Annotated in this window: 18 protein-coding genes and 1 riboswitch; of the genes, 5 read left to right on the top strand and 13 right to left on the bottom strand. The window is 71.4% G+C overall.

All coding sequences use genetic code 11. From position 1 onward, the window contains the following. Window positions 1-3: 3 nt before the first annotated feature. Window positions 4-339 carry a hypothetical protein gene (locus tag AB0O28_RS25570; RefSeq protein WP_363644263.1) on the bottom strand — a complete coding sequence of 112 codons (336 nt, stop codon included), beginning with the start codon at window positions 337-339 and terminating at the stop codon, window positions 4-6. A gap of 58 nt (window positions 340-397) precedes the next feature. Continuing rightward, entirely contained in the window at window positions 398-865 is a 468-nt protein-coding gene (gene bcp / locus AB0O28_RS25565; RefSeq protein WP_363644261.1) for a thioredoxin-dependent thiol peroxidase, read from the bottom strand. A gap of 134 nt (window positions 866-999) precedes the next feature. Between bcp and AB0O28_RS25560 the strand changes: the two genes are divergently transcribed. After that, window positions 1,000-1,326 carry a DUF3618 domain-containing protein gene (locus AB0O28_RS25560; RefSeq protein WP_363644259.1) on the top strand — a complete coding sequence of 109 codons (327 nt, stop codon included), beginning with the start codon at window positions 1,000-1,002 and terminating at the stop codon, window positions 1,324-1,326. Window positions 1,327-1,410: 84 nt separating this feature from the next. Here the strand turns inward: AB0O28_RS25560 and AB0O28_RS25555 are convergent, their stop codons facing one another. Continuing rightward, window positions 1,411-2,586 carry an amino acid deaminase/aldolase gene (locus tag AB0O28_RS25555; RefSeq protein ID WP_363644257.1) on the bottom strand — a complete coding sequence of 392 codons (1,176 nt, stop codon included), beginning with the start codon at window positions 2,584-2,586 and terminating at the stop codon, window positions 1,411-1,413. Between the two features lie 200 nt (window positions 2,587-2,786). Between AB0O28_RS25555 and AB0O28_RS25550 the strand changes: the two genes are divergently transcribed. Both AB0O28_RS25550 and AB0O28_RS25545 read left to right on the top strand, forming a co-directional pair. Next, the gene (locus AB0O28_RS25550) at window positions 2,787-3,506 is read left to right on the top strand and encodes a DUF6286 domain-containing protein (RefSeq protein WP_363644255.1); all 720 of its coding nucleotides are present in this window, start codon (window positions 2,787-2,789) and stop codon (window positions 3,504-3,506) included. A gap of 13 nt (window positions 3,507-3,519) precedes the next feature. Further along, on the top strand, window positions 3,520-3,984 hold the full coding sequence (locus AB0O28_RS25545) for a hypothetical protein (RefSeq protein ID WP_363644253.1): 465 nt from the start codon (window positions 3,520-3,522) through the stop codon (window positions 3,982-3,984). On the opposite strand, the gene AB0O28_RS25540 is transcribed toward AB0O28_RS25545, so the two are convergent. From AB0O28_RS25540 to AB0O28_RS25500, 9 genes are all read right to left on the bottom strand, one after another. After that, entirely contained in the window at window positions 3,913-5,370 is a 1,458-nt protein-coding gene (locus tag AB0O28_RS25540; RefSeq protein WP_363644251.1) for a hypothetical protein, read from the bottom strand. The two genes, AB0O28_RS25545 and AB0O28_RS25540, sit on opposite strands and share 72 nt — an antisense overlap. Before the next feature lie 191 nt (window positions 5,371-5,561). After that, the gene (locus tag AB0O28_RS25535) at window positions 5,562-6,935 is read right to left on the bottom strand and encodes an L-serine ammonia-lyase (RefSeq protein WP_363644249.1); all 1,374 of its coding nucleotides are present in this window, start codon (window positions 6,933-6,935) and stop codon (window positions 5,562-5,564) included. A gap of 24 nt (window positions 6,936-6,959) precedes the next feature. Next, complete coding sequence (gene gcvH, locus AB0O28_RS25530) at window positions 6,960-7,352, bottom strand: glycine cleavage system protein GcvH (protein ID WP_363644247.1); 393 nt, start codon at window positions 7,350-7,352, stop codon at window positions 6,960-6,962. Further along, window positions 7,349-8,440: a glycine cleavage system aminomethyltransferase GcvT gene (gene gcvT / locus AB0O28_RS25525; protein WP_363644245.1), complete on the bottom strand. Its 1,092-nt coding sequence runs from the start codon at window positions 8,438-8,440 to the stop codon at window positions 7,349-7,351. The genes gcvH and gcvT overlap by 4 nt, the downstream gene beginning before the upstream one ends. 138 nt (window positions 8,441-8,578) lie before the next feature. Next, window positions 8,579-8,676, bottom strand: a riboswitch (glycine riboswitch). A 103-nt stretch (window positions 8,677-8,779) separates the two neighbouring features. Then, window positions 8,780-9,562, bottom strand: coding sequence for an AfsR/SARP family transcriptional regulator (locus tag AB0O28_RS25520; RefSeq protein ID WP_363644572.1), 783 nt, complete (start codon window positions 9,560-9,562; stop codon window positions 8,780-8,782). Window positions 9,563-10,071: 509 nt separating this feature from the next. Next, the gene (locus tag AB0O28_RS25515; protein WP_363644243.1) at window positions 10,072-10,761 is read right to left on the bottom strand and encodes a gamma-glutamyl-gamma-aminobutyrate hydrolase family protein; all 690 of its coding nucleotides are present in this window, start codon (window positions 10,759-10,761) and stop codon (window positions 10,072-10,074) included. A 10-nt stretch (window positions 10,762-10,771) separates the two neighbouring features. Continuing rightward, the gene (locus AB0O28_RS25510; RefSeq protein ID WP_363644241.1) at window positions 10,772-11,536 is read right to left on the bottom strand and encodes a 3-oxoacyl-ACP reductase; all 765 of its coding nucleotides are present in this window, start codon (window positions 11,534-11,536) and stop codon (window positions 10,772-10,774) included. Window positions 11,537-11,540: 4 nt separating this feature from the next. Beyond that, window positions 11,541-12,848 carry an aldehyde dehydrogenase family protein gene (locus AB0O28_RS25505; RefSeq protein WP_363644570.1) on the bottom strand — a complete coding sequence of 436 codons (1,308 nt, stop codon included), beginning with the start codon at window positions 12,846-12,848 and terminating at the stop codon, window positions 11,541-11,543. 44 nt (window positions 12,849-12,892) lie between these two features. Beyond that, the gene (locus AB0O28_RS25500; protein ID WP_363644239.1) at window positions 12,893-14,230 is read right to left on the bottom strand and encodes a glutamine synthetase family protein; all 1,338 of its coding nucleotides are present in this window, start codon (window positions 14,228-14,230) and stop codon (window positions 12,893-12,895) included. 279 nt (window positions 14,231-14,509) lie between these two features. Here AB0O28_RS25500 and AB0O28_RS25495 point away from each other — a divergent pair, with 279 nt between their 5' ends. Then, window positions 14,510-15,268 carry an FCD domain-containing protein gene (locus AB0O28_RS25495; protein WP_363644568.1) on the top strand — a complete coding sequence of 253 codons (759 nt, stop codon included), beginning with the start codon at window positions 14,510-14,512 and terminating at the stop codon, window positions 15,266-15,268. 62 nt (window positions 15,269-15,330) lie between these two features. After that, complete coding sequence (locus tag AB0O28_RS25490; RefSeq protein ID WP_363644237.1) at window positions 15,331-16,200, top strand: hypothetical protein; 870 nt, start codon at window positions 15,331-15,333, stop codon at window positions 16,198-16,200. 94 nt (window positions 16,201-16,294) lie between these two features. Here the strand turns inward: AB0O28_RS25490 and AB0O28_RS25485 are convergent, their stop codons facing one another. Further along, window positions 16,295-17,284 carry a helix-turn-helix transcriptional regulator gene (locus AB0O28_RS25485; RefSeq protein ID WP_363644235.1) on the bottom strand — a complete coding sequence of 330 codons (990 nt, stop codon included), beginning with the start codon at window positions 17,282-17,284 and terminating at the stop codon, window positions 16,295-16,297. Window positions 17,285-17,366: the final 82 nt, after the last annotated feature.

The raw sequence follows: 17,366 nt of genomic DNA, 5'->3' as shown, positions 1-17,366 counted from the left end.
CTGCTAGGCGCCGCCTATCCTACAGTCTGCGCAGGCGTATGGGACTCCCACTTCCCGCAGTGCCCGCCCGAGCTTGCGAGGCTTCTCGCGGCCGGATCCCGGGGGTAGCAGCACCAGGATCTCCGCAGGCAGGTATCGCCGGGCCGCCGGGGCGCTCTTGTCCGGAGAGGGCCTGCCGAAGTGGGTCGTGTCGATGCCGAAGTGCTCGAGACGGCGGCTGATGTGGGCGTGGGCGCCCCCCGACCACGGGATGCCGAGATAGCGCAGCACGTCTGCGATGCTCGCCGCTTTGGCCGCGGCCTCGGCCAGCAGTTCGGGCGTGTACTTGTACTTCGCCATACTCCTGGAATTGTCGGCGGCCGCCGACAATTCCAGGAGTATGGCGAAAAGGGATTTGTCAGGAGATCCCTAGTTCTTTCGCGAGTCGGGCGACGTGACCGGTGGCCTTCACGTTGTAGAGAGCCTTCTCGATCTTCCCGTCGGGGTCGATGACGAACGTGGAGCGGATGACGCCCATGATGGTCTTGCCGTAGTTCGTCTTCTCGCCGTACGCGCCGTATGCCTTGTGCACGTCCAGACCGGTGTCGGACAGCAGCGGGAAGGTGAGCGCGTCGCGCTCACGGAACTGCCGCAGTTTGGCGGGCTTGTCCTTGGACACGCCCAGCACCACGAAGCCCTGCTCGGTCAGCGCGCCGAGATTGTCACGGAAGTCGCAGGCCTGCTTGGTGCAACCGGGGGTCATCGCCGCCGGGTAGAAGTACAGGATGACCCGCCTGCCGCGGAACGACTCCAGCGAGACCTCGTGGTCGTCGGCGTCGGTCAAAGTGAAGTCCGGCGCGGCGTCGCCGGGCTGGAGCTTGCTCATCACGTCCTCCGGAAAAGGTGACCCGCGCCGATCGGCGGGCAAGCGTCAACCAAACTACCGGGTCAGCCGCTGTGCGGGCGGACCGCCGGACCTGGCACACTGATCACACACCAATACCACAGGAGGGGGATCGCATGGCGGACACCGATCCCGAGGCGCTGGAACGGAAGATAGAGCGCACGCGGGCGGAGCTCGCTCGCACGGTCGACGCCATCGCGGACCGGGTGAGCCCGAAGCGGGTCGCGGAGCGCGGCGTCGAGAAGGCGAAGGCCAACGCGCGCGGCTTCGTCACGTCGGTGGAGGACATGGTCCTGGGGCCGCGCACGTACGCCCCGGCCGACGGCGAAGGTGAGCAGCCCGAGGAGTATCCGGCGCCCAGCATCGCTCCGGTGCTGATCGGGATCGGCGTGGTCGTCGTCGTGGGCGCGGCCGTCGTGCTGCTGCGCCGCCGTTCCCGCTGACCCGCCGGGGGACGACGCCGCCGTGACGCGCTTCACGGCGGCGTCCGCGTCCCCGCAGAAACGATCACAAGGCCGGGCCGGCCGTCACAGGAAGGTCATGCCCTCACCCCGATAGGTCGGGACCTCCTCGGTCACCCGGTCACCCTCCACGAGATGCAGCGCGGCGAAGCGCTCGCACATCTCCCCGGCCTTCGCGTGCCGGAACCAGACGCGGTCGCCGAGGCGGAGGTCGGCCGCGGCCTCGCCGAGCAGGGGAGTCTGCACCTCACCCGCCCCCTCGTCCGGGTGGTAGCCGAGCCCCGGCGGCAGGTACGGCTGGGGCAGCCGGGTGGGCCCGGGAGCCCCGGAGGCGGGATAGCCCCCTCCGAGCACGGTCACGACGTCCGGAGCCGGCTTGCGCACGACCGGCAGGGCGAACAGCGCCGCCGGGCGGCCGGTGAAGCCGCGGTAGAAGTCGAACAGGCGGGGATGGAAGAAACCCGAGCCCGCGGCCACCTCGGTGATCGCCCGCTCGGCGGTGGTCTTCTCGATGCTTCCCGTGCCGCCGCCGTTGACGAACTCGAGGTCGGCGACCTGACGTACGGCCTGCACGATGCGGCCGCGCCGCACGATCAGCTCGCGGCGAGACCGCTCCTGCATCCAGCGCACCGCGCGGCCGTACGGCCCGGGGACGTCGTCACCCACCCCGGCGATCTGGGCCTCGTACGCCATGAGCCCGGTCAGCCGCACCCCGGGGCGCTCGGCGATGTGCGCGGCGATCTCGGCGGCCTGCTCGGGTTCGCGGATCGGCGACCGCAGCGCGCCCGCACGGAACTTGCCGCCGAAAGCCGTGAATCCCGCGTCGATGTCCAGGCACACCCTGATTCGGCGGGGGAGCCGCAGGCTCTCGATGAGGTCGAGGTGCTCCGGCGAGTCCACCATCACGGTGATCTCCCGTGCCGCGACGTCGTCCGAACCCAGGGCGCGCAGCGCGGTCCTGTCGGCCGTCGGATAGGCCACGAGCACGTTCCGCAGCCCGGTGGAGACCAGCCACAGCGCCTCGGGCAGGGTGAAAGCCATGACGCCCGAGACGCCGTCCATGGCCAGGACCCGTTCGAGCAGGGCCCGGCAGCGGATCGATTTGCTGGCGACCCGGATGGGCTTGCCCCGGGCCCGGCGCACCATGGCGGCCGCGTTCGACCGGAGCGCGTCCATGTCGAGGACGGCGAAGGGCGGCTCCAGATGGGCCGTCGCCCGGTCGAGGCGCTGTCGGTCGTCCATGGCGGCAGCCTAGTACGGCTCCTCGGGGATATACATGAGCGCGGTTCACGTTAACCGTGACCGGCAAAGTCTCGGCGATGGAGACGTCTTGATCGCGCAAGGCGGCGGGTGACCCGCCCGTCTCGCCGGCCCTCCGTGTACCCATGGTGACGTGACTACCGAGCGGACCGGGCGCGGTGAGCGGGAAGGGTGAACGGCTGATGAGCGTCGTGCAGGGAATCCTGTCGGGTTCGTCGGCCAGAAGCGCCAAGGGCGCCGGAAGCGGCACGGGAGCCAAGGGTGCCGGAAGCGGCACGGGAGCCAACGGCACCACAGGCGGCAAGAGCGTCAACGGCATCGGAAACACCGCAGGCGGCACCGGCGCCGGGGCGGACCACACGGCCGGCCGGCGGACCGCCGCGCGCGTCCTGCGGCCGGCCCGCACCCCGGCCGCCGTCGTGGTCGCCGCCGCGATCGCCCTGCTCGGCTGGGCGCTCACCGCCGCGGTCGTCGCCGCCCTGCTCGGCGTGGCTCACTGGCGGCTGCCGCCCCGGCTGTCGCACGTCACACTGGCCGACCCGGCGGTCGCCGTCGCCGCCGTCGGCATGATCCTGTGCGGAGCGGGTCTGGTGGCCCTCGCGCTCGTCCCCGGCCGTCCCCGGCTCATGCCCCTGCACTGCCGGGATCCGCTGCTCGCGATGGGCCTGACGCGCGCGGGTCTGCGCCGTACGCTCGCCGCCTCGGCCCGCGAGGTCGAGCATGTCCGGCGGGCCGGCGTTCACATCCTCCGCAGACGGATCGAGGTCATCGTGGTGGCCGACGCGAACACGACCGGCGCCCTGCTGCGGGAGGTGGGCGCGGCGGTCGGGGACCGGTTGTCGGGGCTCGGCGTCCAGTCCCGCCACGAGGTGGTCGTACGGCTGCGCGGGAGAGGGGTCTGACGTGCGTCCGCGCATGGGGAATCGCGTCGGGCTCTGCCTGGTGGGCCTCGCGCTGGTCGCGGGAGGGGCCGGTCTGCTGGCCGCCGCGCGGCGGCGGCCCGGCGCGGCCCTGATCGACGGGAGCGTGGTCGAGGGGAGGCCGTGGGCGCTGCCGCTGCTTGCCGGGGCGGCCATGCTGCTCGCCCTGGTCGCGACCCGCTGGCTCGTCCTGGCGCTCGGGTGGGGCAGGGTCGGCAGCCGCACCGGCGCCGGCATCGCCATGCTCGGCGTGGCGCTGAAGGGCGTCGACGGGATCGGCCGCATCTCGGTGAGGCTCGTGCGCGACGGCAGGCTGCGGGTGTCGGTGTCGCTCCAGCGGTCCGCCGACCCGCGGCAGGTGATCAGGCGGCTGGACGAGTCGGCGATCTCACGCGTTCGCCGAGCGGTCGGCCGGGACGACGCGCTTGCGGTTGTCCGCCTGCACGTCCGCCGCCGCTGACCGCCCGCGCCCCGCCGACCGCCCTTCCGAGGGTCCATCCGGGCGCCACGGCGCTCGGGTCGCGCCGGTGCCCAGGGCGAGCCCGGCGGCCAGGCAGGCGAGCGGCACGACGGGCACCACATACCGGTGGTCGAAGGCGGCGATCAGGGGCGGCAGCAGGAGCAGGACCACGGCCGCGGCCCAGGGCAGCAGCGCCGTCCATCGCCGGGCCACCAGTCCGGCGAGCCCGGCCAGCAGGATCGCCGCCAGCAGCGGCCCGCGCAGGAAGCCCTGGTCCTGGTAGGCGCGCAACCATCCCGCGAACGGCTCGGCCACCTTCGTGTCCCCGGCGCTTCCCTGGTAGGCGGTGGTCAGCTGGGTCGCCGTACGGCCGCCGGAGGCCACCTTGGCGGTGAACGGCTTCACCGAGGCGGGGAAGACGTACGCGCTCTGCGGCCCGGGGGAGGGGTAGACCTTTCGGTCCCATTCGAACGCCCACATGGCGTCGTGCAGGCCGGCCGCCAGGAAGTCGAGGGGCTGGCTGCGGATCGCCAGCGAGGCGAACTCGCCCGCCAGCCGCTCCTTGTCCTTCTTCACCCGCTGGATGGGCGAGTCCGCGTCCCAGATATAGGCGGGCGCGGCGAGCCGGGGCCCCGACGGGCACAGCACCGCCAGCTCCTTGGGCGGCTCCATCACCGAGCAGTCGGCGAAGGTCATCGTCCGCGACCACAGCCAGGTGCTGCTGCCGCCCATCCCGTAGGTTCCGTGGGCGTCGTGGAACCACACGGCGTACCCGCCGAGCACGGCGGACGCGGCGGCGAGCCCGGCGAGCGCGGTCCTCCAGCGTCCGGCCAGCAGCACCGGCAGCAGCGCCAGCGCGATCAGGGGCAGCCCGAGAGTGCGGGTGACGGTCGCCAGCCCGAGCAGCAGCAGCGCGGCGACGACGGACCACGCGCCCGGCCTGGGGCGCCACAGCAGGATCGTCACGGCGGCCACGATCAGCGCGGTGAACAGCAGGTCCGCCATGATGAGGTGTTCGAGCTGGATCTGGTGCACGTCGAGCAGCACCGGGGCCGCCGCCAGCGCGGCTCCCCACCCCGGCAGCCGCGTACGGCGGCGCAGCAGCGCGTACACGCAGACGGCCATGCCGAGGCCGAGCAGGTGCTGGACGATCACGACGGCGGTGACGCTGCCCAGCGGGCTCAGCGCCGCCAGGAACAGCGAGTAGCCGGACGGCCGCGAGGGCAGGGGCCGCAGGTCGAGGGCCGAGCTCAGGTAGGCGAAGGAGTCGGCCCAGAACCACAGCGCGGGCCGGTAGCCGAGCACGGCGAGCGCGCGGAGCGCGACGCCCGCCGCCAGCACGATCAGGAACGCCCGATGCGGGCGCAGCGCCTCGCGCCACCTCACGTGACGGCCCTCCTCCTCGTCGTCGGCGAGGGCACCACCTTATTGGCCCCGGCCGGCGTTCCGCCCGCCTGCGTGATCACGAAGAGCTTTCCGGCAGGTCAGAGAGGCAAGCATGAATTCCCTGCACGTCGCGATCGGTATCGGCGCAGGTGGGAGGCCCTGCGTGCGACACTGCGCGATCACGGTGGGGGTCAGCACTCGATGACGTTGACGGCGAGGCCGCCGCGGGAGGTCTCCTTGTATTTGTCGAGCATGTCCCTGCCGGTGTCGCGCATCGTCTTGATCGCCTTGTCCAGCGACACGAAGTGGCGGCCGTCGCCGCGCAGTGCGATGCGGGCGGCGGCGATCGCCTTGATCGAGGCGACGGCGTTGCGCTCGATGCACGGGATCTGGACGAGCCCGCCGATCGGGTCGCAGGTCAGGCCGAGGTTGTGCTCGATGCCGATCTCGGCGGCGTTCTCGACCTGCTCGGGCGTGCCGCCGAGCGCCTCGGTGAGGCCCGCGGCCGCCATGGAGCAGGCGGAGCCGACCTCGCCCTGGCAGCCCACCTCCGCGCCGGAGATGGAGGCGTTCTCCTTGAACAGCACGCCGATCGCGCCCGCGGTGAGCAGGAAGCGGACGACGCCGTCCTCGCCGGCGCCCGGAAGGAAACGCATGTAGTAGGACAGAACGGCCGGGACGATTCCGGCGGCGCCGTTGGTCGGCGCGGTCACGATCCGGCCGCCCGCGGCGTTCTCCTCGTTGACGGCCAGCGCGAAGAGCGTGACCCAGTCCATCGCCCGCAGCGGGTCGGTCCCGTCGGCCTCACCCTGCAGCCGCCGGTACAGCTGGTGGGCCCGGCGGCGCACCTTCAGACCGCCCGGCAGGACGCCCTCGCGGCCGGTGCCGCGGCGTACGCACTCGGCCATGACCGCCCACAGGTGCAGCAGGCCGGCCCGGATCTCCTCCTCCGTACGGCCGAAGGCCTTCTCGTTCTCCACCATCAGGCCGGAGATCGACAGGCCGGTCTCGGCGCAGTGCGCGAGCAGTTCGTGCGCGGTCGTGAAGGCGTACGGCAGCACCGTGTCGTCGGGCTTGATCCGGTCGGCGCCGGTGGCGTTCTCGTCCACCACGAAGCCGCCGCCGACCGAGTAGTACACCTTCTCGCGCAGCACCGCGTCGTCGGCGTACGCCGTGAACCGCATGCCGTTGGGGTGGTGGGGGAGCGACAGCGTGCGCTCGAAGACGAGGTGCTCGCCGACCACGAACGGGATCTCGTGCAGGCCGTACAACGTGACCGTGCCGCTCGCCCGCATCGCCGCCAGCCGTTCGTCGACGGTGTCGACGTCGACCAGCTCGGGCTTGTCGCCGGACAGGCCCAGCAGGACCGCCTTGTCGCTGCCGTGGCCCTTGCCGGTCAGCCCGAGCGAGCCGTAGAGGATGGCCTCGACCCTGGTGACCTTCTCCAGCAGCCCGTCCTGGTGCAGCCCGCGGGCGAACTTGTGCGCCGCGGCCATCGGGCCGCCCGTGTGAGAGCTGGACGGCCCGATCCCCACCTTGAACAGGTCGAAGACGCTGATCGCCATTGATCGTCGCCTCTCGGCTTCCTGTCAGGACTCGCCGGAGGTCAGCGCGGTGTACTCCGCGGCCGACAGCAGGTCGTCCGGCTCCTCCTCCACGCGCACGCGGAACAGCCAGCCCTCGCCGTACGGGTCGGAGCTGACCAGAGCGGGCTCGTCCGCGACGGCGGCGTTGATCTCGACGATCTCGCCGCTGACCGGCGCGAAGATGTCGCTCACGGACTTGGTGGACTCCACCTCGCCGACCGCGTCGCCGGCCGTGACCGTCGCGCCGACCTCCGGGTGCACCTCCACGTAGACCACGTCACCGAGCTGCTCGGCCGCGTACGCCGTGATGCCCACCGTCACGGTGAGGCCGTCCTCGATCCCGGCCACCCACTCGTGTTCCTTGGTGTAGCTCAGGTCGTCCGGAATGGTGCTCACTTGCTCCTCCTGTAGAAAGGCAGATCGACGACGTCGACCGGTTCTTGGCTGCCCCGGATGTCCACGGTCAGGCCACCCTTTTCCAGGGCGTCCTCGTCGACGTACGCCAAGGCGATCGGGCGGCCGAGGGACTGCGACGGGGCGCCGCTGGTCACCTCGCCGACGACGGCACCCTCCCGGGTGACGGAGTAGCCGTGCCTCGGCACCCGGCGGCCGCGCGCCACCAGCCCGACCAGGCGCCGGGTGGTGCCGTTCGCCGCGACCCGCTCGAGGGCGGCCTTGCCCAGGAAGTCGCCGGGCTTGTCGAAACGGACGACCCGGCCGAGGCCGGCGTCGAACGGCGTGATCGCCGCGCTCAGCTCGTTGCCGTACAACGGCATGCCGGCTTCCAGGCGGAGCGTGTCGCGGGCCGACAGCCCGGCGGGAACGAGCCCGGCGTCCCTGCCCGCCTCGGCGAGCGCCTCCCACAGCGGTACGGCGTGCTCGTTCAGCACGAAGAGCTCGAAACCGTCCTCGCCGGTGTATCCGGTGCGTGCGATCAGGACGGGCGTGCCCGCGACGACGCCGGGGACGATGGCGTAGTACTTGAGCTCGCCGAGGTCGGCATCGGTCAGCGCGGCCAGGATCTCGGCGCTGCGCGGCCCCTGCACCGCCACCAGCGCGTACTCGTCCGACCGGTCGGTCACCCGCGCGTCGTATCCCCGGACCCGGTCGGCGAGCTCGCGGGCGACGAGGGCGTAGTTGGAGGCGTTGGCGACGACCATGTACTGGTCCTCGTCGAGGCGGTAGACGATGAGGTCGTCGAGGATGCCGCCGGTCTCGTTCACGATCATCGTGTAGCGGGCGCGGCCGGGCGCGAGGACGCTGAGGTGACCCACGAGGGCGTGGTCGAGGGCCTCGCCGGCCTGCGCGCCGACGACGAAGATCTCTCCCATGTGGGACAGGTCGAAGAGCCCCGCGGCCGTTCGCACCGCGTTGTGCTCGGCCGACTCGCTGCCGTAGCGCAGGGGCATCTGCCATCCCGCGAAGTCGGTCAGGGTCGCGCCAAGGCGTTCATGGACACCGCGGAGCGGGGTGGATCGGGACATGCGCACCTCGGAAGGACGGATGCTGCGTTGAACTATCGGGCATCCTCCCCCTCTGTCATCGGCGCCTGAGAGCTTCGTCCGATCTTTGCCGGACTTTCACCTTCGGCGAGGCCTTCCGGCCTTCTTTCCAGAGGTCACCTGGCCCGCGCGGTCCTTTGCCTTGAGAGGTTCGCGGGGAGGGCTTGCTCCTTCAGGGGCCCTGACCGGATGCCAGGACGCTCTCCCGCACGGGGTCACCGGTGTGCAGCCAGCCTAGTGGTTCTCCCACCACCCCCGTAACCGGCCGGACCGCCCGATTTCATCATGGAGACTCCGGCGGCGGTCCACGCCGGCCTTCGGTCACGATCGGTGATCCGACTCCTGCAGCGGCCGGTGCCCCGCGTGGAGACGCGCCAGGGCGGAGGAAGGGTCGTCGCCCGTGAGGATCCGCTGGTGGATGGCCTGAGTATCGGGGGACGGCTCGGTGCCGAGGCAGTCGACCAGCGTGCGGCGCAGCCGCTGGTAGGAGGCCGAGGCGTCGTGGGTGCGGCCCGACCGGTGCAGCGCCAGCATGAGTTGCCGGTGCGGCCGTTCACGCAGCGGATGCCGTCTCGCCCACTGGGCCAGGCCGCCGACGATCTCGTGATGGTGCCCGAGCGTCAGTCGTACGTCGAAGAGGTCCTCGGTCACCGCGCGCCGGTCCTCGTCGAGCCGTTCGGCCCAGGCGGCCAGTTCGTCCACGTGCCTCATGCCGAGCAGGGCGTCGTCCCGCCACAGGTTGAGCGCGCTCTCGAAGATCCTCGCCGCATTGTGGTAATCGCCATTGTCTCGAGCGATTCTGCCCTGTGCCACCAATTGGTTGAATACTGCAGCATCCACGGATCCGGACGGCACGGAAAGAAGGTACCCGCCTTCCACCGTGTGCAGCGGAGAAACGCTGGGGTCGCGTGGCGAGAGCCGCCTGCGCACCTGTGCGATGTAGGTGGTAAGATTCCGCGGCGCGGATTTAGTGGGACGGCCATTCCATAGCAGATCGATGAGCGTGTCCCGGTGGACCGCGATATTCGGATTGAGTAGGAACAGCGCCAGGAGCTGCCGGTGTCTCGGGGCGAGCCCGGCGATGACGTCCCCCGAGGGTTTCATGGCCAGGAACGGTCCGAGCACGGCGTATAACACGATCCCCCTCGCACACGAAAGCAGCGTGAACGCGCCGACGACGCGGCTTCAATAGGTATTTGACGATATCCCTCTCTCCCTGCATTCGTCAAAATTGCTGTTTTTCGCGGCGCGCGCCGGGGTGGGAAGTTCCGTCATGGCATTGCGTTCCGTAAAGCGATGAATGCCCAGCGAACATGCACGTGCAGCAAATGAAATCGGTTACATAAACCGAGGAGGATGCGATGACGTGTTTCCGGTCGCCGCTCCGGTCGCCGCGGGAGGAGGGCGACAGCCGTGTTCACCGGGCGGCCGCCGCGTTGCGGCGGGTGCGTTATGCGGGGGCTCGACCGGCATGCCGGTGCGCCGCGCGTCGTCCCGCCGGACGGCGTCCAACGGGGCGAGGCGGCGTCGCATCGGGTTCTCCGCGGCGCACACCGGATCCTCGGGTGCGGGTTCTCGCGGGGGTTCTCAGGCGCGGCGCCGCTCCGGGATTCTCAACGGCGGGCGGCGGCGACGAGAGCGCGGAAGAGGGGGCCGTCCTCGTCGGCCTCCGGATGCCACTGCACGGCCCGCGCGAACGCGGCTCCCGTCACTTCGACGGCCTCGATCGTGCCGTCGCAGGAACGGGCGGTGACCTCCAGCCCGTCCGCCAGGCGGTCGATCGCCTGGTGGTGGTAGTGGGCGGGCGTCAGGTCCTCGCCTTCGTAAATCTTGGCCAACTCCGGCGAGAGCCGTACGGGGACGCGGCCGAACGTGCCGGGGGCGGGGGAGTGGTCCGTGTGGCCGACCACGTCGGGCAGGTGCTGGTGGAGGGTGCCGCCCAGCGCCACGTTGAGCACCTGGAGGCCGCGGCAGATGCCGAGGAACGGCAGCCCGGCCTCCAGCGCGGCCGTCATCAACCCGAACTCGGCATCGTCACGAAATTTCCGGATGTAGCCGGTCTGGGGGGCCGGGGCGGAGCCGTACCGGGCGGGGTCGATGTCGCCCCCGCCCGCGATGATCAGCCCGTCCAGCCGCTCCACCAGCGCGGCGGGCTCCCCCGCGGGCGGCAGGATGACCGGCTGGCCCCCCGCCCGCACGATGTGGTCGACGTACATGTACGGCAGCAGCGCCGCCGGCATGTCCCACACGGTGAACTTCGCCGGCTCGACGTAACACGTCACGCCGATGACGGGACGGGCCATGACGATCCCTCTACAGCGGAGTGACGTACGCGCCGGAGATGCCGCCGTCCACCAGGAACTCCGAGGCGGTGATGAACGAGGCGTCGTCGGAGGCGAGGAACGCGACCGCGGCGGCGATCTCCTCGGCCCGCGCGAAACGGCCGATCGGCACGTGGACGAGACGGCGCTGGGCGCGCTCGGGGTCCTTGGCGAACAGCTCCCGCAACAGCGGGGTGTCCACCGGTCCGGGGCACAGCGCGTTGACCCGGATGCCCTCGCGGGCGAACTGGACGCCCAGCTCGCGGCTCATCGCCAGAACCCCGCCCTTGGAGGCGGTGTAGGAGATCTGCGAGGTGGCCGAGCCCATGACCGCGACGAACGACGCGGTGTTGATGATCGAGCCCTTGCCCTGCCGCCGCATGTACGGGATCACGTGCTTGCAGCACAGGTAGACGCTGGTGAGGTTGACCTCCTGCACCCGGCGCCAGGCGTCGATGCCGGTCTCCAGGATGGAGTCGTCGTCCGGCGGCGAGATGCCCGCGTTGTTGAACGCGATGTCGACGCTGCCGAACTCCTCGAACGCGGTCCGGTACATCCGGGCCACGTCGTCCTCGTTCGCCACGTCGACCTTGACGAACAGGCCGCCGACCTCCCCGGCCGCCTTCGCGCCGGCCTCCTCGTCGAGGTCGGCGACCACGACCTTGGCGCCCTCCTGGGCGAACCGGCGGGCGGTGGCCAGCCCGATGCCGCTGCCCGCCCCGGTGATGACGGCGACGCGGTCCTGCAAACGCTGCATTGATCTACTCCGTGGAGATGAAGACGTTCTTGGTCTCGGTGAAGGCCGACAGGGCGTCCGGGCCGAGCTCCCGGCCGAGGCCCGACTGCTTGAAGCCGCCGAACGGGGTCCAGTAGCGGACGCTGGAGTGCGAGTTGACCGACAGGTTGCCCGCCTCGACGGCCCGTGCCACCCGCAGCGCCCGGCCCACGTCGCGGGTCCAGATCGATCCCGACAGGCCGTACGCCGTGTCGTTGGCGATCCGGATCGCGTCGGCCTCGTCCTCGAACGGCACGACCGACACCACGGGCCCGAAGATCTCCTCGGTGAACGCCCTGCGGAAGGACTCCGAGGACGATCCGGCCAGCACCGTGGGCGGGAACCAGAAGCCGGGCCCGCTCGGGCACGACCCGGCGGCGTACACGTCGGCCTCGGTGACGAACGACGCGACGCGCTCCCGATGCTCGGCGCTGATCAGCGGGCCCATCTGGCTCGCCGGGTCGCCCGGGTCGCCGACCTTCACCGCGCGCACCGCCTCGGCGAGCCGCGCGAGGAAGTCGTCGTGGACGGAACGCTCCACCAGGATGCGCGAGCGGGCGCAGCAGTCCTGGCCGGAGTTGTCGAAGACCGCCATCGGCGCCGAGGCCACGGCCTTGTCGAGGTCGGAGTCGGCGAAGACGATGTTGGCGCTCTTGCCGCCCAGCTCCAGCGTCACCCGCTTGACCTGCTCGGCCGCCTTCGCGCCGATCAGCTTCCCGACCTCGGTCGAGCCGGTGAACACGATCTTCCGTACGTCCGGGTGCTCGACGAGCCGGGCCCCGGCGACCTCACCCTCGCCCGGGACGACCTGGAGCACGCCCTCGGGCAGCCCGGCCTCCAGGGCGAGCTCGGCCAGCCGCAGCGCGGTCAGCGGGGTCCACTCGGCGGGCTTCACGATCACCGTGTTGCCGGCGGCGAGGGCCGGGGCGACTCCCCAGGTCATGATGACCATCGGGAAGTTCCACGGCACGATGATCCCGACCACGCCCAGCGGTTCGGCGAACGTGACGTCCACCCCGCCGGGCACCGGGATCTGCCTGCCGTGGTCGCGCTCGGGCGCGCCCGCGTAGAAGTTCAGCACGTCGCGGACGTTGCCCGCCTCCCAGCGGGCGTTGCCGACGGTGTGCCCGGCGTTCGCGATCTCCAGCCGCGCCAGCTCCTCCGCGTGGTCCTCCACGACCTGCGCGAAGCGGCGCAGCAGCCGGGCCCGCTCACCCGGGGCGACCGCGCTCCAGGCCGGGAACGCCCGGCGGGCGCGCTCGACCGCGCGGTCCACCTCGGCGGCGTCCGCCATCTCGATCTCGGCGATCACTTCCTCGGTCGCCGGATTGACTAGTTTCACAGCCGTTCGAACCCCCGATAGAGCTCCCAGTCGGTGACCGCCGAGTCGAAGGCGGCCAGCTCGACCCTCGCGTTGTTGGCGTAGTGCTCGACCACGTCCTTGCCGAACGCCTCCTCGGCGATCGGCGAGCCCTCCCACAGCGCCAGGGCGTCGCGGAGCGTCGCGGGCACCCGCTCGGCCCCGGAGTCGTAGGCGTTCCCGGCGAACGGCTCCTCCAGCTCCAGCCCGGCGTCGACGCCGCGCAGCCCCGCCGCGATCATGGCGGCGACCGCCAGGTAAGGATTGACGTCGCCGCCCGGCACCCGGTTCTCGATCCGCAGGGAGGGGCCGTGGCCGACCAGCCGCAGCGAGCAGGTGCGGTTGTCCACGCCCCACTTGACGGCGGTGGGGGCGAAGCTGCCGGGCACGAACCGCTTGTAGGAGTTGACGTTGGGCGCGTAGAGCAGGGTCAGCTCCCGCATCGCGGCGAGCTGGCCGGCGATGAACCGCCGCCCGGTCTCCGACAGCCCGTACGGCTCGCCGCCCGCCATGACCGGCACGCCGCCGGCGTCGCGCAGCGAGATGTGAATGTGGCAGGAGTTGCCCTCGCGCTGGTTCGGCTTGGCCATGAACGTGATCGACCTGCCCTCCTGGGCGGCGATCTCCTTGGCGCCGTTCTTGTAGATGACGTGGTTGTCGCAGGTGGTCAGCGCGTCGGCGTACCGGAAGGCGATCTCGTGCTGGCCGAGGTTGCACTCGCCCTTGGCGGACTCGACGTACAGTCCGGCGCCCTCCATGCCGAGCCTGATCTTGCGCAGCAGCGGCTCGATGCGGGAGGTGCCGAGCAGCGAGTAGTCGACGTTGTAGAGGTTGGCCGGGGTCAGGTCGCGGTAGCCACGCCGCCAGGCCTGCTCGTAGCTGTCGTCGTAGACGACGAACTCCAGCTCGGTGCCGACGTACGCGGTCCAGCCGCGTTCGGCGAGCCGGGCGAGCTGGCGGCGCAGGATCTGCCGGGGGGAGGGCACGACGTCGGAGCCGTCCTCCCACACCAGGTCGGCCAGCAGCAGCACGGTGCCCTCGTGCCAGGGCACCCGGCGCAGCGTCGACAGGTCCGGCCGCATGACGAAGTCGCCGTAGCCGCGCTCCCAGGACGACATGGCGTAGCCGTCCACGGTGTTCATGTCGACGTCCACCGCGAGCAGGTAGTTGCAGCCCTCGGCGGCGTGGTCCAGCACCTCCTCCAGGAAGTACCGCGCCGACAGCCGCTTGCCCTGCAACCGCCCCTGCATGTCGGTGACCGCGAGCAGGACCGTGTCCACGCGGCCCGCTTCGACGTCATCGCGGAGTCGCTCCACGCTGAGCACGGTGCCTCCCGTCCAAAAGTCTGGAATCAGACCATTGAGGGCATGCAAGCACCATGCTCCCCTCGTCGTCAACAACGCGACGCCCATAACGCGGTGTGGCCGGAAACGCGCCGTGGTCTAACCTCGACCGTGGGAGCGGGGGCCGCCGGCGACGGCGGCGACGGGTGGAGGGACGGAGGGGCGACACGCATGGAGATCACCCCGGCGGAGTCGTCCGTCTCCGGCCCCCGGACGCCCTCCCGCCCACGGGCCGTGCCCGCCTCCGTCTCCATGTCGCCGCCGGTGCCCGATACGCGGCCCGCGGCCGTGGGGATCACCGGCGCGGTGTCGCTGCTTCGGCCGGTGCGGGCGGGCAACGCGTTCGAGGAGACCGTCGAGCGTCTGCTGCAGGCCATCAAGCTCGGCGTCGTCCTGCACGGCGAGAAGCTGCCGCCGGAACGCGAGCTGGCCACCCGGCTCGGCATCAGCCGGGTCACCCTGCGCGAGGCGATCCGCGCCCTGCAGGAGTCCGGCTACCTCGACGTACGGCGCGGCCGTTACGGCGGGGCCTTCGTCGTCTACCGGCCGCCGAGCCCGCGCAAGGGCGACCTGCGCAGAGCCCTCACCCGCATGGGCGAAGACGATCTCGAGGACGCGCTGACGTTCCGGATGGCCGTCGAGTGCGGGGCGGCCCGGGTCCTCGCGACGGCCGAGCTGACCGCGCTCCAGCGGGACACCCTGGCCGCCCGGCTGGCCGGGGTGAACGACGCGGCGCCGGCCGACTACCGCCGGATGGACATCGCGTTCCACCTGGCGATCGGGGAGCTGACCGGCTCGCCGCTGCTGGCCGCGGCCTGCGCCGACGCCCGGCTGCGGGTGACCGACCTGCTCAACGCGATCCCCGTGCTGCGGCCCAACATCGAGCATGCGGCGGTCCAGCACGCCGCCATCGCCGCCGCGATCCTGGACGGCGACCCCGAGGCGGCCGAACGGGCGGTGGCCGAGCACCTGGAGGGCACGGCGGCCCTGCTGCGCGGCTTCCTCGCCTGACACCTCCCGCCGCGCCCGGTGTCCCTCCCGGCACTAGCATCGGGATCTGGGGGAAACGCTTCATGACCGACTGGTTCAGGGAACGCGTCGTCGAGGCGCACCGCCTGCCGTTGTTCTGGTTCTTCGTCGCGCTGATCACGGCGTTCGTCTTCACGCGGGTGAACGTACGGCTGATCAGGGCGCGAGTGCGGTGGCTGGGCAACATCAGCGTGGGCGAGATGCACATCCATCACGTGGTGTTCGGCGTGGTGCTCACGCTGCTGGGCGGGGTGGCCGGGCTGGTCCTTTCCGGTGTCTCCACGGGGTGGTACTCCTTCTCCTCCGCCGTGTTCGGCGCGGGCGCCGCGCTCGTGCTCGACGAGTTCGCGCTGATCCTGCACCTGCGCGACGTCTACTGGCAGGAGAAGGGCCGCGCCTCCGTGGACGCGGTCTTCGTGGCGATCGCGGCCACCGGCCTGCTGCTGCTCGGGCTGCGCCCGCTCGCCTGGAACGGCACGGACGGCGCGGACGGCGGAGGCGGCTGGACGGCCGCCGCGTTCCTCGTCGTCAATCTCGTCTTCGCCGTGGCCACCCTGCTCAAGGGGAAGATCTGGAGCGGCCTGCTGGGGCTGTTCGTGCCGCCGTTGCTGTATGTGGGAGCGGTGCGGGTGGCCCGTCCCGGCTCCCCCTGGGCCCGCTGGTTCTACTCGGAGCGGGCGAGACGGCCCCGGCCGCGGCTGATGGCCAAGGCGGTCCATCGGGAGGAGCGCTGGCGTCGCCCGGTCATCCGGGCGAAGATCGCGGTGCAGGAGTTCGTCTCCGGCCGCCACGATCTGCCCGCGCCGGAACCGCCCGTGCGGCACCACCGGCGGCGGGTCGTGTCCCCGCGTCCCCGGCCGGGGGCGGACCACTCCGGGCGCCACTGGCGGTCGGGCCGGCCCCGTGCCCGCTGAAAACCAGAAGCCCGCTGAAAACCAGAAGCCCGCTGAAAACCAGAAGCCCGCTGAGAACCAGAGGCCCCCGACAAGCAGGAGCCCGCGTACGCGACTAGACAGCGGTTCGGGACCGTCCCGTCGGCGACGTCGAGGTCGTCGAAGCCCCCACGGTCGCCTGCCCCTGGGAAGTGGTGACGTAGCAAGGGGGCAGGGGCGCCGGCACCACCGCGGCCGGGTCCAGGACGGCACGACGCTCGCCCTTCCCGTTCGAGGGGCAGCGGTAGTCGCGGCTGATGCGGATGTCGGCCACTCCGGGGGCGAGGCGGTAGGTCGCGAACGGCATGGTGCACTCGCTGTGACCGTCCTCCCAGCGCAGCCACACCACGTCGTCCTTGCGCGGGTTGACCATGGCCACCGTGTCACGGCTGTCGTTGAGGGACTGATAGTCGTCGGTGACGTCGCGGAACCGGCCGGTCTGCCCGTGGTCGTAGAAGCAGACGCTGGGCGCGTCGCACCGGTTGGGATCCTCACCGCGGACCAAGGGGATCTCGTCGTTCGCGGGACGCAGGAGCAGGGTCACAACCGTGGCGATCAGTGCACCCGCCACGAGCCCGGCGAGGCCGGCCGGCAGGACGCGGCCACGGCTCGGCCGGGTGGGCATGGGATCGGGGGGCATCGGCTCGGAGACCGAGCCCGAAGCGTGGACCGAGGGTGTCGTCTCCTCGGCCTGCCGGGTGGCGGGCTCGAGATCACCGGGGCTGGCTATTCGCCGCCAGGCGTCCTGCCACCGGGCGATCTGAGCCTCGATCTCCTCCGGCGACAGGTCGCAGGCGGACAGGCACGCCGCCACGTAGGCCTCGACGAAGGCCAGTCGCGGCAGGCCGGGCAGCCCCCGCCCGTTGAGGATGTAGGACACGGTGCTCGCCGGCAGGGCATCCACCTGGTGGCCGTCGGGGGAGGCCGAGCGGCCGGCCAGGTGACGCAAGCGGCGCAACGAGGGCTGTCCCGCCCAGGTTCTGAGCCGCTTGAGCAAGTCGATGAGTTCTTCGGCGCTGTGCGCCTCCGCCGGATCCGGCGGGGGCGAGGTCACCGCGTCGCTCATGTAGAGACCCACCTTCCTGAGGGACGGGAACGGGACGGTCGGACGGTCCCCTCTGGCGTCGTGCTTCCAAGCCTGTCGTACA

Origin of the sequence: Microbispora sp. NPDC088329, from assembly GCF_040685655.1 — a bacterium.
Classification (GTDB): domain Bacteria; phylum Actinomycetota; class Actinomycetes; order Streptosporangiales; family Streptosporangiaceae; genus Microbispora.
The sequence above is the reverse complement of the archived record's forward strand: the minus strand, read 5'-3'. Positions and strand labels throughout refer to the sequence as shown.